Source organism: Sphingomonas sp. BL2, assembly GCF_056680015.1.
In genome coordinates, this window is sequence record NZ_CM155261.1 from 2852445 (window position 1) to 2868064 (window position 15620).

The window sequence follows — 15620 nt, forward strand, 5'->3', positions numbered from 1 at the left end:
CGTTGATCGAGATTACATGCTGATAATATTGCAATCACCTGCTAAAAAGCGCGGCATGAGCCTCGCCACGCGCAAGCCGCGCAACACTTCGGGCCGCAGAAGCGGCGCACCCACCATTTCCGACGTCGCGGTTCTCGCAGGCGTTTCACCGATGACCGTCTCGCGCGTCATCAACGGGGAAGCGAAGGTCCGGGAGGCGACGCGCGAGGCGGTCAACGTCGCGATCGATACGCTTCGATACGCGCCCAACCGCGCCGCGCGCAGCCTGGCCGGCGGCGGGCAGATGCGGATCGGCCTGCTCTACAGCAACCCGAGCGCTGCGTATCTGAGCGAGTTCCTGGTCGGCAGCCTCGAACAGGCAAGCCGCAGCGACGTGCAGTTGATCGTCGAGAAATGCGACATCGGCGACCATGAGATCGAGGTTGCGCGGCACATGATCGAGAGCGGGATCGACGGCGTCATCCTGCCGCCGCCGCTGTGCGATTCGCGCGCGGTGCTCGACGTGCTGACGGAGGCCGGCGTGCCGACCGTGGTCGTCGCGACCGGGTCCCCACCGGAAGGATCGGCAGCGGTCACGATCGACGATTTCGAAGCGGCCCGCGCGATGACCGAACACCTTGTTAAACTTGGTCATTCGCGGATCGGATTCATTATCGGCAACCCGAACCAGACCGCAAGCCGGCTTCGTCACGAGGGGTATCTCGCGGCGATCGCCGATGCCGGTCTGGCGCCGGACGAGTCGCTGGTGGTGGGCGGCTTGTTCACCTATCGCTCCGGTCTCGACGGTGCCGAGCAATTGCTCGACGCTAAGGACGCGCCCACCGCGATCTTCGCCAGCAACGACGACATGGCGGCGGCGACCGTCGCGGTCGCGCATCGGCGGGGTCTCGACGTGCCGGGCGACCTGACGGTGTGCGGGTTCGACGACAGCGCGCTCGCGACGACGATCTGGCCCGAACTGACGACGATCCACCAGCCGATCGCCGACATGTCGCGCGCGGCGGTCGAACTGCTCGTCTCGGCGATCTTCAATCGTCGCAGCGGCGGCAAGGATGCGAACGGCCATGTCGTTCTCGATTACACGCTGGTGCGCCGTCAGTCGGACGCTGCGCCGCGTCGCCGACCACCATCTCGCGTTCACGCATAGCATCGACTGGCGCTTGACCGACCGACGACCGTCGCGGTAGCGCTCCCATCAGATAATCAACCGCGTTCGGGAGAGTTTGCAGTGGACCGTGTACCGGTGAAGCCGTTCCGATCGCGCGACTGGTTCGCCGATCCCGCCCGCTCGGACATGACCGCGCTCTATCTCGAACGCTTCATGAATTACGGGCTTACCCCGGCGGAGTTGCGCTCGGGGCGACCGATCATCGGCATCGCGCAGTCGGGCAGTGACCTGAGCCCTTGCAACCGCATCCATCTCGAACTCGCCAAGCGAACCCGTGACGGGATCCGTGACGCAGGCGGCATCGCGATGGAGTTTCCGGTCCATCCGATCTTCGAGAACTGCCGGCGGCCGACCGCGGCGCTCGATCGCAACCTGGCATATCTGGGGCTGGTCGAGACGCTGTACGGCTATCCGATCGACGCGGTCGTGCTGACCACCGGGTGCGACAAGACCACGCCGTCGGGGATCATGGCGGCGTCGACCGTCGATATCCCCGCGATCGTGCTGTCGGGCGGGCCGATGCTCGACGGCTGGCATGACGGCGAGCTGGTCGGATCGGGAACGGTGATCTGGCGCAGCCGGCGCAAGCTGGCCGCGGGCGAGATCGACGAGGAAGAATTCCTCAACCGCGCCACCGACAGCGCGCCGTCCGCCGGGCATTGCAACACGATGGGCACCGCCTCGACGATGAACGCGGTGGCGGAAGCCTTGGGTCTGTCGCTGACCGGCTGCGCAGCTATCCCTGCGCCCTACCGCGAGCGCGGGCAGATGGCGTACGAGACCGGACGGCGGATCGTCGAGATGGCGTATGAGGATCTGCGCCCGTCGAAGATTCTCACGCGCGACAGCTTCCTCAACGCGATCCGCGTGGTCAGCGCGATCGGCGGGTCGAGCAATGCGCAGCCGCATATCATGGCGATGGCGCAGCATGCCGGGGTGACGCTGTACCCTGAGGACTGGTCGGATCATGGGTATGACCTGCCGTTGCTGGTCAACATGCAGCCGGCGGGCAAGTATCTCGGCGAGCGGTTTCACCGCGCTGGCGGCGTGCCCGCGGTGTTGCACGAGCTGATCGCGGGCGGGAAACTCGATACGAGCTGCCTGACCGTCACCGGGCGATCGATCGGCGAGAACATCGCGGGGCGCGAGACGCGCGATCGCGAGATGATCAAGCCGTTCGACGCACCGATGATGGAGCGCGCCGGTTTCCTGGTGCTGAAGGGTAATCTGTTCGATTTCGGGATCATGAAGACGTCGGTGATCTCGCCGGCATTCCGTGCGCGGTATCTCTCGACGCCTGGCGCCGAGGATCGGTTCGAGGCGAGGGCGATCGTGTTCGAGGGCTCGGACGATTATCACCACCGGATCAACGATCCTGCGCTCGACATCGACGAGGGCTGTATCCTGGTGATCCGCGGCGCGGGGCCGATCGGCTGGCCGGGCTCGGCGGAAGTCGTCAACATGCAGCCACCCGACGCGCTGATCCAGCGCGGCGTGCTGGCGCTGCCGACGCTTGGCGACGGGCGGCAATCGGGGACGTCGGACAGTCCTTCGATCCTGAACGTGTCGCCTGAAAGTGCTGTCGGCGGCGGACTGTCGTGGATCCGAACGGGCGACGTGGTGCGGATCGATCTGGTTGCGGGCACCTGCGATGCGCTGATCGAGCCCGACGAGATCGCGCGACGGAAGGGCGAGGGCCTGCCACCGGTGCCCGGGAGCAATACGCCGTGGGAGGAGCTGTACCGCGAGAAGACCGGGCAGCTCGCCGAGGGCGGCGTGCTCGATTTCGCGGTGAAGTATCGCGGGATTTCCGCGAAGACGCCTCGACATAACCACTGAGAGTGCGGGGGGCGGGGCCTGTGCCTCGCTCTTCGTCTTGTGACTGATCGTTGTCTTACGCAGGCGGGTCCCTACGACCGCCTAACGCTGCGCTATCAGGGGGAACCGGTATGGTTTTCCGCCTAAGCGAAGATAACGGAGGAAGTGGCGAGGATGCTGGCAACGTTGCGGAGGACCTTCGCAACTCGTCCCGTCCAGGCAATCTACACACGCTAGTCCCGCAAAGCCGATCCCTGCCCCCGTCATCCGAGCGGAAGCTGGGATCTTACTGTGACGGGCGCCTCTGCCTGTGAAATACCCTAGCTTTCGCTGGAGTGACGCAAGCCTGCTAAGTGAAGTAGAAAGGCAGGGGCGTCTGAAGCTCAGGTCTTCGAGTGACTTTATCTCACGCCCCCCCGGCGGAGGCCGGGGCCCATTTGGGGGACGTTGCTGACGGAGGAAGGTCCGCCGTTACTTCCGCCTTGCCAACTGGGCCCCGGCCTCCGCCGGGGTGGTTGGGGGTGGGGTCGTTGGCTGTCTGACACAACACAGGCCAAGTCCAACTTCGGCATGAGCCATCGGACCTAACCGGACCACGACCCAAGCCGCGGTCCGGTGGTCGGCTTCACCCCACCATGTCTTCCAGTTCGCGGCCACGCGTTTCCGAAACCATCTTCCAGACGAAGAAGAACGAGACGAACGCGGACAGGGCGTAGAAGCCGTAGGTGAGCGACAGGCCGAGCGAGATCGCCATCGTCGGGAAGCTCACCGAGATCGCGAAGTTGGCGAACCACTGCGCGAAGCCGGCGACGGCAAGGCCCGAACCACGGATCTGCGTCGGGAACATCTCGCCGAGCATGACCCACATGATCGGGCCCCAGCTCAGGTTGAAGAACACGACATACGCATTGGCTGCGATCAGTGCGATCAGGCCGTTGCGATCCGACAGGTGCAGCGAACCCTCGACGATCGCGCCGCTGGCGAAGCAGATCGCGACGATCGCGAGCGCGACGGTCATGCCGGCCGAACCGATCAGCAGGAGCGGCTTGCGGCCGACCTTGTCGACCAAAGCGACCGTGAGCAGGCAGGCGATGATCGACAGCGAGCCCGACAGGATGTTGATGAGCAGCGCATCGCTCTCGCTGAAGCCGACCGACTGCCACAGCACCGAGCCGTAGTAGAACACGATGTTGATGCCGACGAACTGCTGGAAGATCGCGAGGCCGATGCCGGTCCAGACGATCGGGCGGATCTTGCCGCTCGCCTTGTCGATCAGGTCGGACAGCTTGGGGCGATGCGCGTCGACCGACAGCGAGCCGCGGATCTCAGCGACCTTGCGCGTGGCCTCGGCGGCACCGAAAAGGCGGGTAAGGACGACCTGCGCCTCGTCGTAGCGGCCCTTGAGAACCAGGAAGCGCGGGCTTTCGGGGATCAGGAACAGCGTCGCGAGATAGATCGCGGCGGGGATGACCTGCATCCAGAACATCCAGCGCCATGCCGGGTAATCGAGCCAGAACAACGCGGTCGACGATCCCGCGATGCGGGCGAGATACCAGTTGGCAACGAACGCACCGGTCAGGCCGGTGATGATCATGATCTGCTGCACGCTCGAAAGCCGGCCGCGGACGTTCGCGGGGACGACTTCGGAGATGTAGACCGGGGCGAGCACGCTGGCGGCACCGATGCCGAGACCGCCGACGATGCGGGCGAGCACGAACATCGTCGCCGACGTTGCCGCACCCGCAGCGAGCGCGCTGACGATGAAGAGGACGGCGGCGATCATCATGACGTTGCGGCGGCCGAGGTTGTCGGCAAGCCGCCCGGCCATGAACGCGCCGACCGACGAGCCGATCAGGATCGCACCGACGGTGAAGCCGGTGCCGAGCGACGACAGCGCGAACGTGCTCTCGAGCCCCGCCTGCGTGCCGTTGATGACGCCCGAGTCATAGCCGAACATGAACCCGCCGATGGTCGCGACGATGACGATCATCGCAATCAGGGCTCGGTTCACTTGGGGCGCGGATTCTGCCGCTATAGTCATTGGTTTTCCTCTCCGTGACGGCGCTCTAACGGCGACGCTTATCGTGAATGGGGTGTCGTAAAATGGGTTGCACTAAAGTGTGACGGGTTCGACCGGGACGCCGGGAATGGCGACGCGGAAGGTAAACAGGTTTCCAGCGAGCGGCTGGGCTGCGAGCGCTTCGTCGTCGAGGCCTTTCGCGGCGGTCGTCGCATAGGCGGTACGACCGTCGGGACCGCCGAGCGCGATCTTGGTGATGTTCGCGACTGGGAAGCGGACGACGTCGGTGCAGGTGCCGTCCGGCGCGAACCGGCGTGCCGCCCAACCGCCGAAGAACCCGACCCAGACTCCGCCCTCGGAATCGCAGATCGCACCATCGGGATGGCCATCGTCCGGTCCGATCGTCAGGAAAAGGCGTGGCTCGCCGACATTACCGTCCGCGTCGATCGGGTAGGCGTCGATCCGCTTGCCGAGCGTGTCGACCGCATACAGCGTGCGGCCGTCGGGCGAGATCGCCGGGCCGTTGGTGATCGCGACGGGCGGGATCTCCGTCTTGGTCAATTCACCGTCATGCCAGTGATAGACGTGGCCGGTGTCCTCGGCCTCGGCATTGTCCATCGTCCCGAACCACACGCGCCCGGTGGCATCGCGCGCGGCATCGTTGAGACGATTGCCAGGAGTCTCGGGATGGACGACCGCAATCTCGTCGAATGCGCCGGTCGCGGGATCGAACCGGTGGAGGGCGCCACGGACGCCGGCGAGAAACCCGCCATCGTCTGCCGGAATGATCCAGCCGATCTGGTCTGGCGCCTTCCAGGTGTCGAGCGCTCCCGTCGCCGGATCGAACCGGTGCACGCACGGCGACTTGATGTCGACGAACCAGAGCGCTGCGTCGCGCGCGATCCAGATCGGGCCCTCGCCGAGCGTCGCACCGACGTCGCAGATGCTTTCCGCGGTCGTTTCGACGGGAACCTCGTGGCTCATCTCAGCGCCACCCGGCATCGACGAAATAATCGTGGCCGGTGCACATCCGCGCATCGTCCGACGCGAGGAACAGCACCAACGCCGCGACGTCCGCAGGCTGGACGCGGGTCTTGAGGCACTGCGCCGCGATGATCTCGGCCTCGCCTTCGGGCGTGTACCATTTCAGCTGGCGCGGCGTCTCGACGTTGCCCGGAACGATCGTGTTGACGCGGATGCCGTCGCCGCCGAGATCGCGCGCCATCGCACGGGTCATGCCTTCGATGCCGGCCTTGGCGGTCTGGTAGATCAGCAGTTCGGGCAGCGCGAGATGCCACGAGATCGACCCGAAATTGAGGATCACGCCGCCGCCCGCACGCTTCATCGACGGCACCACGGCTTGCCCTGCGAAGAACAAATGGCGCAAATTGGTCGCCATCCGCTCGTCCCAATAGGCAGGCGTGATCTCTTCGATCGTGTGGCGATCGTCGTTCGCGGCGTTGTTGATCAGCACGTCGATCCCGCCGAGCCGGTCCTCGATCGTCGCGACGGTCGTCTTCAGCGCATCGACGTCGCGCAGGTCGAGCGGCAGGAATATCGGCGCGGTCGCGACGTCGGGCGTCAGCGTCTCGATCAGCGCGTCCGCGGCGTCCTTAGCCATGTCGACGAACGCGACATATGCACCCTGGCGCGCGAACGCCTCGACCAGACCGGCGCCGATCCCCGACGCGCCGCCGGTGATCAGGACGCGCTTGCCCTTCAGGCTCGGATAGATCGCCGTCTGGTCGGCCATTTCGGTCTTCTGCAACACGCGCTTACGCCCCTTGATTCTTGGTATGGCCGAGCAGCCCCCGGCTCGCGAGATTGCGCATCAGGTCGCCGATCCCGTAGTTCCACGGCGCCGCATCCTTCGATGTCGTCACCGGATTGACCAGCGCGCCGAGCTTTGGGTTCGAGATGGTGACGACATCGCCGACCGCGTGCGTGAAGCCGCGGCCTGGCTCGTCGCGGTCCTGCGTCGGTGCGAATAACGTGCCGAGGAACAGCACGAAGCCGTCCGGATACTGATGCTCGCTCATAGCCTGGCGAACGAGTTCCTCGGGATCGCGGCTGATCTGGTCCATCGAGCTGCTACCGTCGAGGCGGTAACCATCTGCGCCTTCGATCGTCAGCGCGATCTGCGCGGCGCGGACGTCGTCCATGCCGAAATTCTCGTCGAACAGCCGGATGAACGGCCCGATCGAGCAGGACGCGTTGTTGTCCTTGGCCTTGCCGAGCAGGAGCGCCGAGCGCCCCTCGAAATCGCGCAGGTTGACGTCGTTGCCGAGCGCCGCGCCGACCGTCTTGCCGGTGCGGTCGACGACTAGGACTACTTCCGGTTCGGGGTTATTCCAGGTGGAGTCGGAGCGAATGCCGATCTCGCCACCCCAGCCGATCGTCGACAACGTCGGGCTCTTGGTGAAGATCTCCGCATCGGGACCGATCGCGACCTCGAGATATTGCGACCACATGCCGTCTTCGATCAGCGCGGCCTTCAGCGCGGCGGCTTCGGGCGAGCCCGGCACGACCGAGCGGATGCTGCCACCGACGCGTTCTTCGAGGCGGGCGCGGACCGCAGTGGCTGCCGATGCGTCACCGCGCGCGCGTTCCTCGATCACGCGTTCGAGCGCGGATACGGCGAAGGTTACGCCAGATGCCTTGACCACTTGCAGGTCGATAGGGCTGAGCAGACGGGTCTTGCCATCGGCCGCTGGCGTCAGGTTCAAGTCGCCGAGGGCCCCGAGATTCGCGCCGGCATCGGTATCGAAATCCCCACCCGCGATCAGATCGGCGACTGTCGACGCGACGGCGGACATATCATACACACGGCCACCGCGAACGATCACGGGCGTCGGACCGTCACCAAGGTCGATACGACCGAGCAACGCGGCCTGTTCCCAATCGACGGGCAAAGCCCCCGTCGACGTGAATGCGATCTCCACGATGTTATCCCCTCCGTTTTTGTTAGCGGTACCGTATGCTGCGTAGCGTCAGCGTCAAGTCCCCAATCCTGACGTCGCGTCGGTGACCCATCACAGACGTCACAACGATTCAAGTAAACGCGACCGATTAATCGCACAATTAAAATATGGGAAGGCTGTGTCCGGCAGCCGATAACTGCGTACGGAAAACCTCAAAGGGGCTACCAAAACTGTGGTATCGATATCATCGCGCCTAGCATGGCACTGATGCGCGAGGTCCTAAGGGTGCTCAAAGCACAACAAGGGCGGCTTGCGAGTTGGCGCGCCCGGAGGGGTTCGAACCCCCGACCGAGGAGGTAGAAGCTCCTTGCTCTATCCAGCTGAGCTACGGGCGCGCGCTGCGGCGACGACTAGCGCGGATTGTGCAGGCTTGGAACCTCGATCATAACGCCGAGCATGGAAATTGGAACGGATCAGGCGCGCGGGCTCGAACCGGTCGACGCGAATGCAGTCGGTGGGGTGCAGTTTCGGTATTTCGACTTCGTAATGGCGGCGTTCGTGACGATCCTGCTGCTGTCGAACGTGATCGGCGCGGGCAAGCGCGCTGTGATCGACCTGCCGTTCATCGGCGCATGGCCGTTCGGCGCGGGCATTCTCTTCTTTCCTGTCAGCTATGTGATCGGCGACGTCCTGACCGAGGTGTACGGCTATGCGTACGCACGGCGCTGCATCTGGGCGGGATTCGGTGCGATGCTGTTCATGGTGTTCATGTCGGCGGTCGTCGTCGCGCTGCCGCCCGATGCCGGATGGACCGGTCAAGCTGCGTACGAGTCCGTGTTCGGCCAAGTGCCGCGGATCGTCTTCGCGTCGATCTGCGCATTCTGGGTCGGCGAGTTCGCCAACAGCTTCGTGCTGGCGCGGATGAAGATTTGGACGCAGGGGCGGATGCTGTGGACGCGGACGATCGGCAGCACGGTCGTCGGGCAGGCCTTCGACAGCCTGATCTTCTACCCGCTTGCCTTCTATGGCGCGCCTGATTGGCCCGTAGAGGCGATGCTGATGGTGATGGTCAGCCAGTTTTTGCTGAAGGTATCTTGGGAGGTGCTGCTTACGCCGCTGACCTATTTGGCAGTAGGCTGGTTGAAGCGGCGCGAAGGGGTCGATGTGTACGACCGGGGGACGGACTTCTCGCCCTTCCGGACTCGGGTTTGACGGTCCGAAGTTTCTACGTCCCCCTCCGTTCGTGCTGAGCGAAGTCGAAGCACCTGAGTCTCAGGCCCTTCGACTTCGCTCAGGGCGAACGGAAGGGGGATGTGACGGAGTTGGTTAAGCGCTGACGGCTTCGAGCAGACCCTCGAACAAACGACGACCATCGACGCCACCGTGCGCCGCCTCGATACGACGCTCCGGATGCGGCATCATGCCAAGCACGTTGCCCTTGTCGTTCAGCAAACCCGCGATGTTGCGCGCAGAACCGTTGACGCTCTCGGCATAACGGAACGCAACGCGGCCTTCGCCTTCGAGGCGGTCGAGCGTCTCGGTATCGGCGAAGTAATTGCCGTCGTGATGCGCGACCGGGAACGAGACGCGCTCGCCGGCCGTGTAGCTCGACGTGAACGTCGAGCTTGCCGTCTCGACGGTCAACTCAACGTCGCGACAGACGAAGTTCAACCCCTCGTTGCGCATCAACGCACCGGGCAAGAGCCCCGCTTCGGTCAACACCTGGAAGCCATTGCAGACGCCGAGCACGGGCAAACCCTTCCCTGCCTGCTCGACAACCGCGCGCATGATCGGCGACCGTGCCGCGATCGCACCCGAGCGCAGGTAGTCGCCATAAGAGAAGCCACCGGGGACCGCGACCAGGCCGACGTCCGCCGGCAAGTCCGCATCACCGTGCCAGACCATCAACGGCTTGACGCCGGTCACCGCCTTCAGCGCGACGGCAATGTCGCGGTCGCAGTTGGAGCCCGGAAAGACGATGACGGCGGTCTTCATGCGCGCTCGACCCGGTAATTCTCGATCACCGTGTTGGCGAGCAGCTTGCGGCACATGCCGTCGATCGTCGCGTCGTCGGTATCGTCGGCGACTTCCAGTTCGATCAGCTTGCCCTGGCGGACGTCCTGCACGCCGTCGAAGCCGAGGCTGCCGAGCGCGTGGTGGATCGCCCGGCCTTGCGGATCGAGCACGCCGGGCTTCAATGTCACGAAAACCTTGAGTTTCATTTACTTGCCCCGGTTCTTGCGATGCTTTTCGAGGTCGAGGACGGCATTGTCCGCACCCTCGGGCAGCAGGCCGAGACGGCGTGCAACCTCTTGATACGCCTCGACTTCACCACCGAGATCGCGACGGAAGCGATCCTTGTCCATCTTCTCGTTGGTTTCCATGTCCCACAGGCGGCAGCCATCGGGGCTGATCTCGTCGGCGAGGATGATGCGACCGAAGTCGTTGTCGAAGATGCGGCCGAATTCGAGCTTGAAGTCGACGAGGCGGATGCCGACGCCGGCGAACAGCCCGCACAGGAAATCGTTCACGCGGATCGCGAGGTCGGCGATGTCGTGCATCTCCTCCTGGCTTGCCCAGCCGAACGCGGCGATGTGTTCGTCGGAGATCATCGGATCGCCGAGCGCATCGTCCTTGTAATAATATTCGATGATCGTGCGGGGCAGCTTGGTGCCCTCCTCGATCCCGAGCCGCGTCGAGATCGAACCCGCGGCGACGTTGCGCACGACGACTTCGATCGGGACGATCTCGACCTGGCGGATCAGCTGCTCGCGCATGTTGAGCCGGCGGATGAAGTGCGTCGGCACGCCGATATGATCGAGCAACGTGAAGATGTGCTCGGAAATCCGGTTGTTGAGCACGCCCTTGCCGTTGATCGTGCCCTTTTTCTGGGCATTGAACGCGGTCGCGTCGTCCTTAAAATACTGGATCAGCGTGCCTGGTTCGGGACCCTCGTAGAGGATCTTGGCCTTGCCTTCGTAGATCTGGCGGCGGCGAGCCATGCGCGGTCCCCTGGAAATCGAGCGATGAAAATCGAGCGGCCCCAGCCTACGCGCTATGTACCGCGAAGCCGAGGCCGGAATAGGCCGCGCCTATAGGCGAAGGGTGCGGGGGGTGCAATCGCGGCTTCGCGCGGTGTCAGGTGACAGCGAGGCGCTCGGCGAAGGCGGGGTCTCGCCAGGCTTCGGTTTCGAGCGTTTCGCGCAGGATGTCGCCGGCGCGCCAGACGTCTTCGTGGCTGAGATACAGAGGTGTCAGGCCGAGGCGAAGGATATCGGGATCGCGGAAATCGCCGATCACCCCGCGGGCTATGAGGGCTTGGGTCAGTTCGTAGGCGTGCGGGTGGCGAAAGCTGATGTGGCTGCCGCGTTTGGCGGGGTCTCGGGCGCTTACGCAGTCGAGGCCAAGCGCGTCGCCTGCTGCAGCGAGGATATCAAACAGCTGGGCGCTCTTGGTGGCGACGGCGTGCTGGTCGATGTCGGCCCAGAGGTCGAGTGCGGTTTCGAGGGCGGCGGTCGAGAGCATCGCGGGGGTGCCGGCGAGCCAGCGCTTCATGCCGGGGGCGGGGCGGTAGGCATCCTCGAACGCGAACGGCGCGGCGTGGCCCATCCAGCCGGATAGCGGGCTGGCGAGCGCGTCCTGCAAGCGCTTCGCTACGTAGAGGAACGCAGGCGCGCCGGGGCCGCCGTTCAGGTATTTGTACGTGCAGCCGACCGCGAGATCGGCGTTCGCGCCGTCGAGGTCGATCGGGACCGCACCGACGCTGTGGCTCAGGTCCCAGAGCATGAGCGCGCCGGCATCGTGCGCGCGCGCGGTCCAGGCGGCCATGTCGAAGCGGTCGCTGGTCTTGTAGTGGACGTGCGTGAGCAGCAGCACCGCGGTGTCGTTGTCGAGCGCTGCGGCGAGGTCCTGGCGGGCGACGACCTTCAACCGCGCGCCGGGGACGCAGGCGACTGCGCCCTCGGCGATGTGCAGGTCGGTGGGGAAGTTACCGGCCTCGCTCAAGACCGTGTGACGCTCCGGATTGCTGCGCAGCCCGGCAACCAACGCCTTGAAAAGGTGCGTCGAGGTCGTGTCGCCGATGATGACCTCGTCCTCGCCCGCGCCGATCAGGGGCGCGATCTTAGCGCCGATCCGCTGGGGTGCGTCGATCCAGCCTTCGTTCCAGCTGCGGATGAGGCGGTTACCCCATTGGCGGGTGGCGACGTCGGCGAGCGCTGCGGGCGTGGCCTTGGGCAGCGCACCGAGCGAGTTGCCGTCGAGGTAGATCACGCCTTCCGGCAGCGCGAACTTGTCGCGGTACTCGGCGAGCGGGTCGGTCGCGTCGAGTGCGCGGGCGTCTTCGAGAGTCACTGGGTTTTTCCAAAATAGGCCAAGATCAGGCGTTTGGCTTCGGCCCAAGCGGGCGTTTCCGGCGCGATCAGTTCGACATGGCCGGTCGCCGGGATCGTGTGGAGCGTGGCGGTGTCGCCGGCAGCGTTGGCCTTGGCGATATAGTCGGTCGCCATGACGAATGGGATGATCCGGTCTTCGCGGCCGTTGATCAGGTCCTGCTTCACGCCGAGCGGCAGCAGGCGCGGGACCGAGGTGTCGGCGTAGACGTCCGGGTGCTGCGGGGTAGGCGCGCCGACCAGTTTTGCGACGACTTCGGTGCCGCAGCCATTGTCGGCGTTGGTCGCGGTGGCTTCGAGATCGGGCAGACCGCCGAGGCTGATGACGTGGCGGATACGGAGTGGGTGCGCGGTGTGGAGGATGCTCGACGCGGGGATGTTGGGGCGGGCGGCGAGCCAAAGCGCGAGGTGGCCACCAGCCGAGTGGCCGATCGCCAGCACACGCCGCGTGTCGAGGTTATACTTCTTCGCGTTGACCTTGAGCTGGTCCGCAGCCATCGCAGCGTCCGCGAACGTCCCCGGATAGCCGCCGCCGGTGCGGTCGACACCGCGATAGTCGATGTTCCAGACCGCGACGCCGGTGTTGCGGAGGTCGTCGGCGATCCAGTTCATCAGGCTGCGATCGGCGATGCTCGTCGTCCAGCAGCCGCCGTGCACCATCACGACCACGGGGAACGGCCCCTTGGTCCTGCCCTTAGGAAGCCAGACGTCGACCTTCTGCATCTGATCGATGCCATAGTCGACGGTCGCATCGGGCGTCGGTTTCTGCCGCTTCGTCAGGTCGGGCCAGGTCAACAGCTTGGGCGGTGGGGGAGCGGGCGTTTGCGCTATGACGGGCGTGGACATTGCGGCAAGCGCGAGAAAGGCGAGGCGGATCATAAGGTTGGTGTAGCGGGCTCGATCGACCGCGTCATGCGGGCATATCGTCGTGATCGAACGCGCAGGCCGCTTCGTACGTTCATGCTTTGATCGTTTCGTTCCCGGCTGCTATCGCTGCGCGCAATGGCCACCGATTTCAAAGATCCGTTCGACTCCATCGTCGACGCCCCCTTCGACAGCGCGCTGTCCGAGCGGTATCTCGTCTATGCGCTATCGACGATCACCGCGCGGTCGCTGCCCGACGTGCGCGACGGGATGAAGCCGGTGCATCGGCGCCTGCTCTGGGCGATGCGGCTGCTCAAGCTCGATCCCGCGCAGGGGTACAAGAAGTGCGCACGCGTCGTCGGGGACGTCATCGGCAAATATCATCCGCACGGCGACCAGTCGGTCTACGACGCCATGGTGCGTTTGGCGCAGTCGTTCGCGATGCGCTATCCGCTGGTCGACGGGCAGGGCAATTTCGGCAACATCGACGGCGATAACGCCGCCGCCTACCGCTACACCGAGGCACGGCTGACGCAGGTCGCGATCGACCTGATGGACGGGCTCGACGAGGACGCAGTCGCGTATCGCCCCACCTATAATGGCGAGGACCACGAGCCCGAGCTGTTCCCGGGGCTGTTCCCGAACCTGCTGGCGAACGGCGCGAGCGGGATCGCGGTCGGCATGGCGACGAGCATACCGCCGCACAACGCCGCCGAGTTGCTGGAGGCGGCGATCGTGTTGATCGACACGCCCGACGCGGACGATGCCGCGATCCTGGAGCATGTGAAGGGGCCCGATTTCCCCACCGGTGGCTTGGTCGTCGATCCGCCGGCGGTGATCCGCGAATCCTATGCGACCGGACGTGGTGGCTTTCGCGTCCGTGCGCGCTGGGAAACCGAGCGCGAGAAGGGCGGTGGCTGGCAGCTGATCGTCACCGAGATCCCGTACGGCGTCCAGAAGGGCAAGCTGATCGAGCAGATCGCCGACCTCATCAACGCCAAGCGCCTGCCGATCCTCGCCGACGTGCGCGACGAATCGGATACCGAAATCCGCATCGTGCTCGAACCGCGCAGCCGCACGGTCGATCCGCAGATCCTGATGGACGGGCTGTTCCGGCTGACCGATCTCGAAACGCGGATCAGCCTCAACCTCAACGTGCTCGACAAGGATCGTACCCCGCGAGTCATGTCGCTCCGCGAGGCACTGGCGGCGTGGGTCGATCACCAGTTCGTCGTGTTGCGCAGGCGCACCGAGCACCGGCTGGCGAAGATCGCCGACCGCGTCGAGCTGCTCGACGGCTATCTGATCGCGTACCTCAATCTCGACCGCGTGATCGAGATCATCCGCACCGAGGACGAGCCGAAAAAGGTGATGATCGCCGAGTTCGCGCTGACCGATCGCCAGGCCGAGGCGATCCTCAACATGCGGCTGCGCAGTCTGCGGCGGCTCGAAGAGTTCGAGATCAAGACCGAGCGCGACAAGCTCGACAAGGAGCAGGCGACGCTGGCGGCATTGCTCGCCGACCCGAAGAAACAGCGCGCGCGGATGAAGCGTGACATGGCGAAGATCCGCGATCGCTATGGTCTGGAGACCCCTCTCGGCAAACGACGTACGACGATCGAGGAGCACGCGCCGACGCGCGATATCCCGCTCGAGGCGATGATCGAGCGCGAGCCGATCACCGTGATCCTGTCGCAGCGCGGCTGGATCCGGGCGATGAAGGGGCACAACGATCTGGCTAGCCCCGAGGCGCTGAAGTTCAAGGAGGGCGACGGCCCGGCCTATGCGTTCCATGCACAGACCACCGACAAGCTGTTGCTCGCCGCCGAGAACGGGCGGTTCTACACGCTGGCGGCGGACAAGCTGCCCGGCGGCCGCGGCTTCGGCGAGCCGGTGCGGGCGATGATCGATCTCGACGGCAGCATCGGCATCGTCGCGTTGCTGCCCGCGAGCAAACATCCCAAACTCTTGGTGGTGGCGACCGACGGGCGCGGCTTCTCGGTGAGTTCGGCAGAAGTCGTCGCCGAGACGCGCAAGGGCAAGACGGTAATGACGCCCCGGCCAGGCGCGCAGCTGAAGATCGTCCGGCCGATCGGCCCTAACGACGACTATGTCGCGGCGATCGGCGACAATCGGAAGATGCTGGTGTTTCCGTTCGCCGAACTGGTCGAGATGACTCGCGGGCAGGGGCTGCAGTTGCAGCGATATCGCGACGGCGGACTGGCGGACGCGATCACGTTCGTCTTTGCCGAAGGGCTCAGCTGGGCGATGGGCGGCGGCACCGGCCGCACTCGGACCGAATCAGACCTTGGGCCATGGCGCGCTGCCCGCGGAGCCGCCGGGCGGATGCCGCCGACGGGCTTTCCGCGCGATAATCGATTCGGATAATGGATGAGAAAGGCCCCATTAAGGGTCCTTCAGAGCCTTTTAACGAACGC

The 15620-nt window shown here is 65.0% G+C and carries 13 protein-coding genes and 1 tRNA gene; 4 read left to right on the forward strand and 10 right to left on the reverse strand.

The features are described 5' to 3' along the window. Positions 1 to 55: 55 nt before the first annotated feature. Both AC1ME3_RS13325 and AC1ME3_RS13330 read left to right on the forward strand, forming a co-directional pair. Positions 56 to 1147 carry a LacI family DNA-binding transcriptional regulator gene (locus AC1ME3_RS13325; RefSeq protein ID WP_136190613.1) on the forward strand — a complete coding sequence of 364 codons (1092 nt, stop codon included), beginning with the start codon at positions 56 to 58 and terminating at the stop codon, positions 1145 to 1147. 81 nt (positions 1148 to 1228) lie between these two features. After that, entirely contained in the window at positions 1229 to 3007 is a 1779-nt protein-coding gene (locus AC1ME3_RS13330) for an IlvD/Edd family dehydratase (protein ID WP_480953529.1), read from the forward strand. A 604-nt stretch (positions 3008 to 3611) separates the two neighbouring features. Here AC1ME3_RS13330 and AC1ME3_RS13335 read toward each other — a convergent pair. The 5 genes from AC1ME3_RS13335 to AC1ME3_RS13355 form a co-directional block, all read right to left on the reverse strand. Then, positions 3612 to 5027: a sugar porter family MFS transporter gene (locus tag AC1ME3_RS13335; protein ID WP_082452776.1), complete on the reverse strand. Its 1416-nt coding sequence runs from the start codon at positions 5025 to 5027 to the stop codon at positions 3612 to 3614. 72 nt (positions 5028 to 5099) lie between these two features. Then, on the reverse strand, positions 5100 to 6008 hold the full coding sequence (locus tag AC1ME3_RS13340; RefSeq protein ID WP_480953530.1) for an SMP-30/gluconolactonase/LRE family protein: 909 nt from the start codon (positions 6006 to 6008) through the stop codon (positions 5100 to 5102). Then, positions 5992 to 6759, reverse strand: coding sequence for a D-xylose 1-dehydrogenase (xylB, locus tag AC1ME3_RS13345; protein ID WP_480955833.1), 768 nt, complete (start codon positions 6757 to 6759; stop codon positions 5992 to 5994). Before xylB ends, AC1ME3_RS13340 begins: the two co-directional genes overlap by 17 nt. Positions 6760 to 6781: 22 nt before the next feature. Then, the gene (locus AC1ME3_RS13350; protein ID WP_480955834.1) at positions 6782 to 7951 is read right to left on the reverse strand and encodes a fumarylacetoacetate hydrolase family protein; all 1170 of its coding nucleotides are present in this window, start codon (positions 7949 to 7951) and stop codon (positions 6782 to 6784) included. 294 nt (positions 7952 to 8245) lie between these two features. Further along, a tRNA-Arg gene (locus tag AC1ME3_RS13355) sits at positions 8246 to 8322 on the reverse strand. Positions 8323 to 8383: 61 nt separating this feature from the next. Here AC1ME3_RS13355 and AC1ME3_RS13360 point away from each other — a divergent pair. Further along, on the forward strand, positions 8384 to 9139 hold the full coding sequence (locus tag AC1ME3_RS13360) for a queuosine precursor transporter (protein WP_480953531.1): 756 nt from the start codon (positions 8384 to 8386) through the stop codon (positions 9137 to 9139). Between the two features lie 114 nt (positions 9140 to 9253). Here AC1ME3_RS13360 and purQ read toward each other — a convergent pair whose 3' ends face one another. From purQ to AC1ME3_RS13385, 5 genes are all read right to left on the reverse strand, one after another. Continuing rightward, positions 9254 to 9922: a phosphoribosylformylglycinamidine synthase subunit PurQ gene (gene purQ / locus AC1ME3_RS13365; RefSeq protein ID WP_480953532.1), complete on the reverse strand. Its 669-nt coding sequence runs from the start codon at positions 9920 to 9922 to the stop codon at positions 9254 to 9256. Beyond that, the gene (gene purS, locus AC1ME3_RS13370; protein WP_056050714.1) at positions 9919 to 10149 is read right to left on the reverse strand and encodes a phosphoribosylformylglycinamidine synthase subunit PurS; all 231 of its coding nucleotides are present in this window, start codon (positions 10147 to 10149) and stop codon (positions 9919 to 9921) included. The genes purQ and purS overlap by 4 nt, the downstream gene beginning before the upstream one ends. Next, complete coding sequence (gene purC / locus AC1ME3_RS13375; protein ID WP_056050712.1) at positions 10150 to 10929, reverse strand: phosphoribosylaminoimidazolesuccinocarboxamide synthase; 780 nt, start codon at positions 10927 to 10929, stop codon at positions 10150 to 10152. It lies immediately after the preceding gene. Between the two features lie 136 nt (positions 10930 to 11065). Continuing rightward, complete coding sequence (gene kynU, locus AC1ME3_RS13380) at positions 11066 to 12280, reverse strand: kynureninase (RefSeq protein WP_480953533.1); 1215 nt, start codon at positions 12278 to 12280, stop codon at positions 11066 to 11068. Continuing rightward, positions 12277 to 13197, reverse strand: coding sequence for an alpha/beta hydrolase family protein (locus AC1ME3_RS13385; protein WP_480953534.1), 921 nt, complete (start codon positions 13195 to 13197; stop codon positions 12277 to 12279). The genes kynU and AC1ME3_RS13385 overlap by 4 nt, the downstream gene beginning before the upstream one ends. Before the next feature lie 123 nt (positions 13198 to 13320). On the opposite strand from AC1ME3_RS13385, the gene parC reads away from it, so the two are divergent. Continuing rightward, positions 13321 to 15570, forward strand: a complete 2250-nt coding sequence (parC, locus tag AC1ME3_RS13390) for a DNA topoisomerase IV subunit A (RefSeq protein ID WP_480953535.1) — start codon at positions 13321 to 13323, stop codon at positions 15568 to 15570. Positions 15571 to 15620 lie beyond the last annotated feature (50 nt).

Excerpts from the sequence above, each read along its gene's own strand:
- AC1ME3_RS13325 (WP_136190613.1), top strand. The coding sequence starts at position 56 with ATGAGCCTCGCCACGCGCAAGCCGCGCAACACTTCGGGCCGCAGAAGC.
- AC1ME3_RS13335 (WP_082452776.1), bottom strand. The coding sequence starts at position 5,027 with ATGACTATAGCGGCAGAATCCGCGCCCCAAGTGAACCGAGCCCTGATT.
- AC1ME3_RS13340 (WP_480953530.1), bottom strand. The coding sequence starts at position 6,008 with ATGCCGGGTGGCGCTGAGATGAGCCACGAGGTTCCCGTCGAAACGACC.
- xylB (WP_480955833.1), bottom strand. The coding sequence starts at position 6,759 with ATGGCCGACCAGACGGCGATCTATCCGAGCCTGAAGGGCAAGCGCGTC.
- AC1ME3_RS13360 (WP_480953531.1), top strand. The coding sequence starts at position 8,384 with ATGGAAATTGGAACGGATCAGGCGCGCGGGCTCGAACCGGTCGACGCG.
- purQ (WP_480953532.1), bottom strand. The coding sequence starts at position 9,922 with ATGAAGACCGCCGTCATCGTCTTTCCGGGCTCCAACTGCGACCGCGAC.
- purS (WP_056050714.1), bottom strand. The coding sequence starts at position 10,149 with ATGAAACTCAAGGTTTTCGTGACATTGAAGCCCGGCGTGCTCGATCCG.
- purC (WP_056050712.1), bottom strand. The coding sequence starts at position 10,929 with ATGGCTCGCCGCCGCCAGATCTACGAAGGCAAGGCCAAGATCCTCTAC.
- AC1ME3_RS13385 (WP_480953534.1), bottom strand. The coding sequence starts at position 13,197 with ATGATCCGCCTCGCCTTTCTCGCGCTTGCCGCAATGTCCACGCCCGTC.
- parC (WP_480953535.1), top strand. The coding sequence starts at position 13,321 with ATGGCCACCGATTTCAAAGATCCGTTCGACTCCATCGTCGACGCCCCC.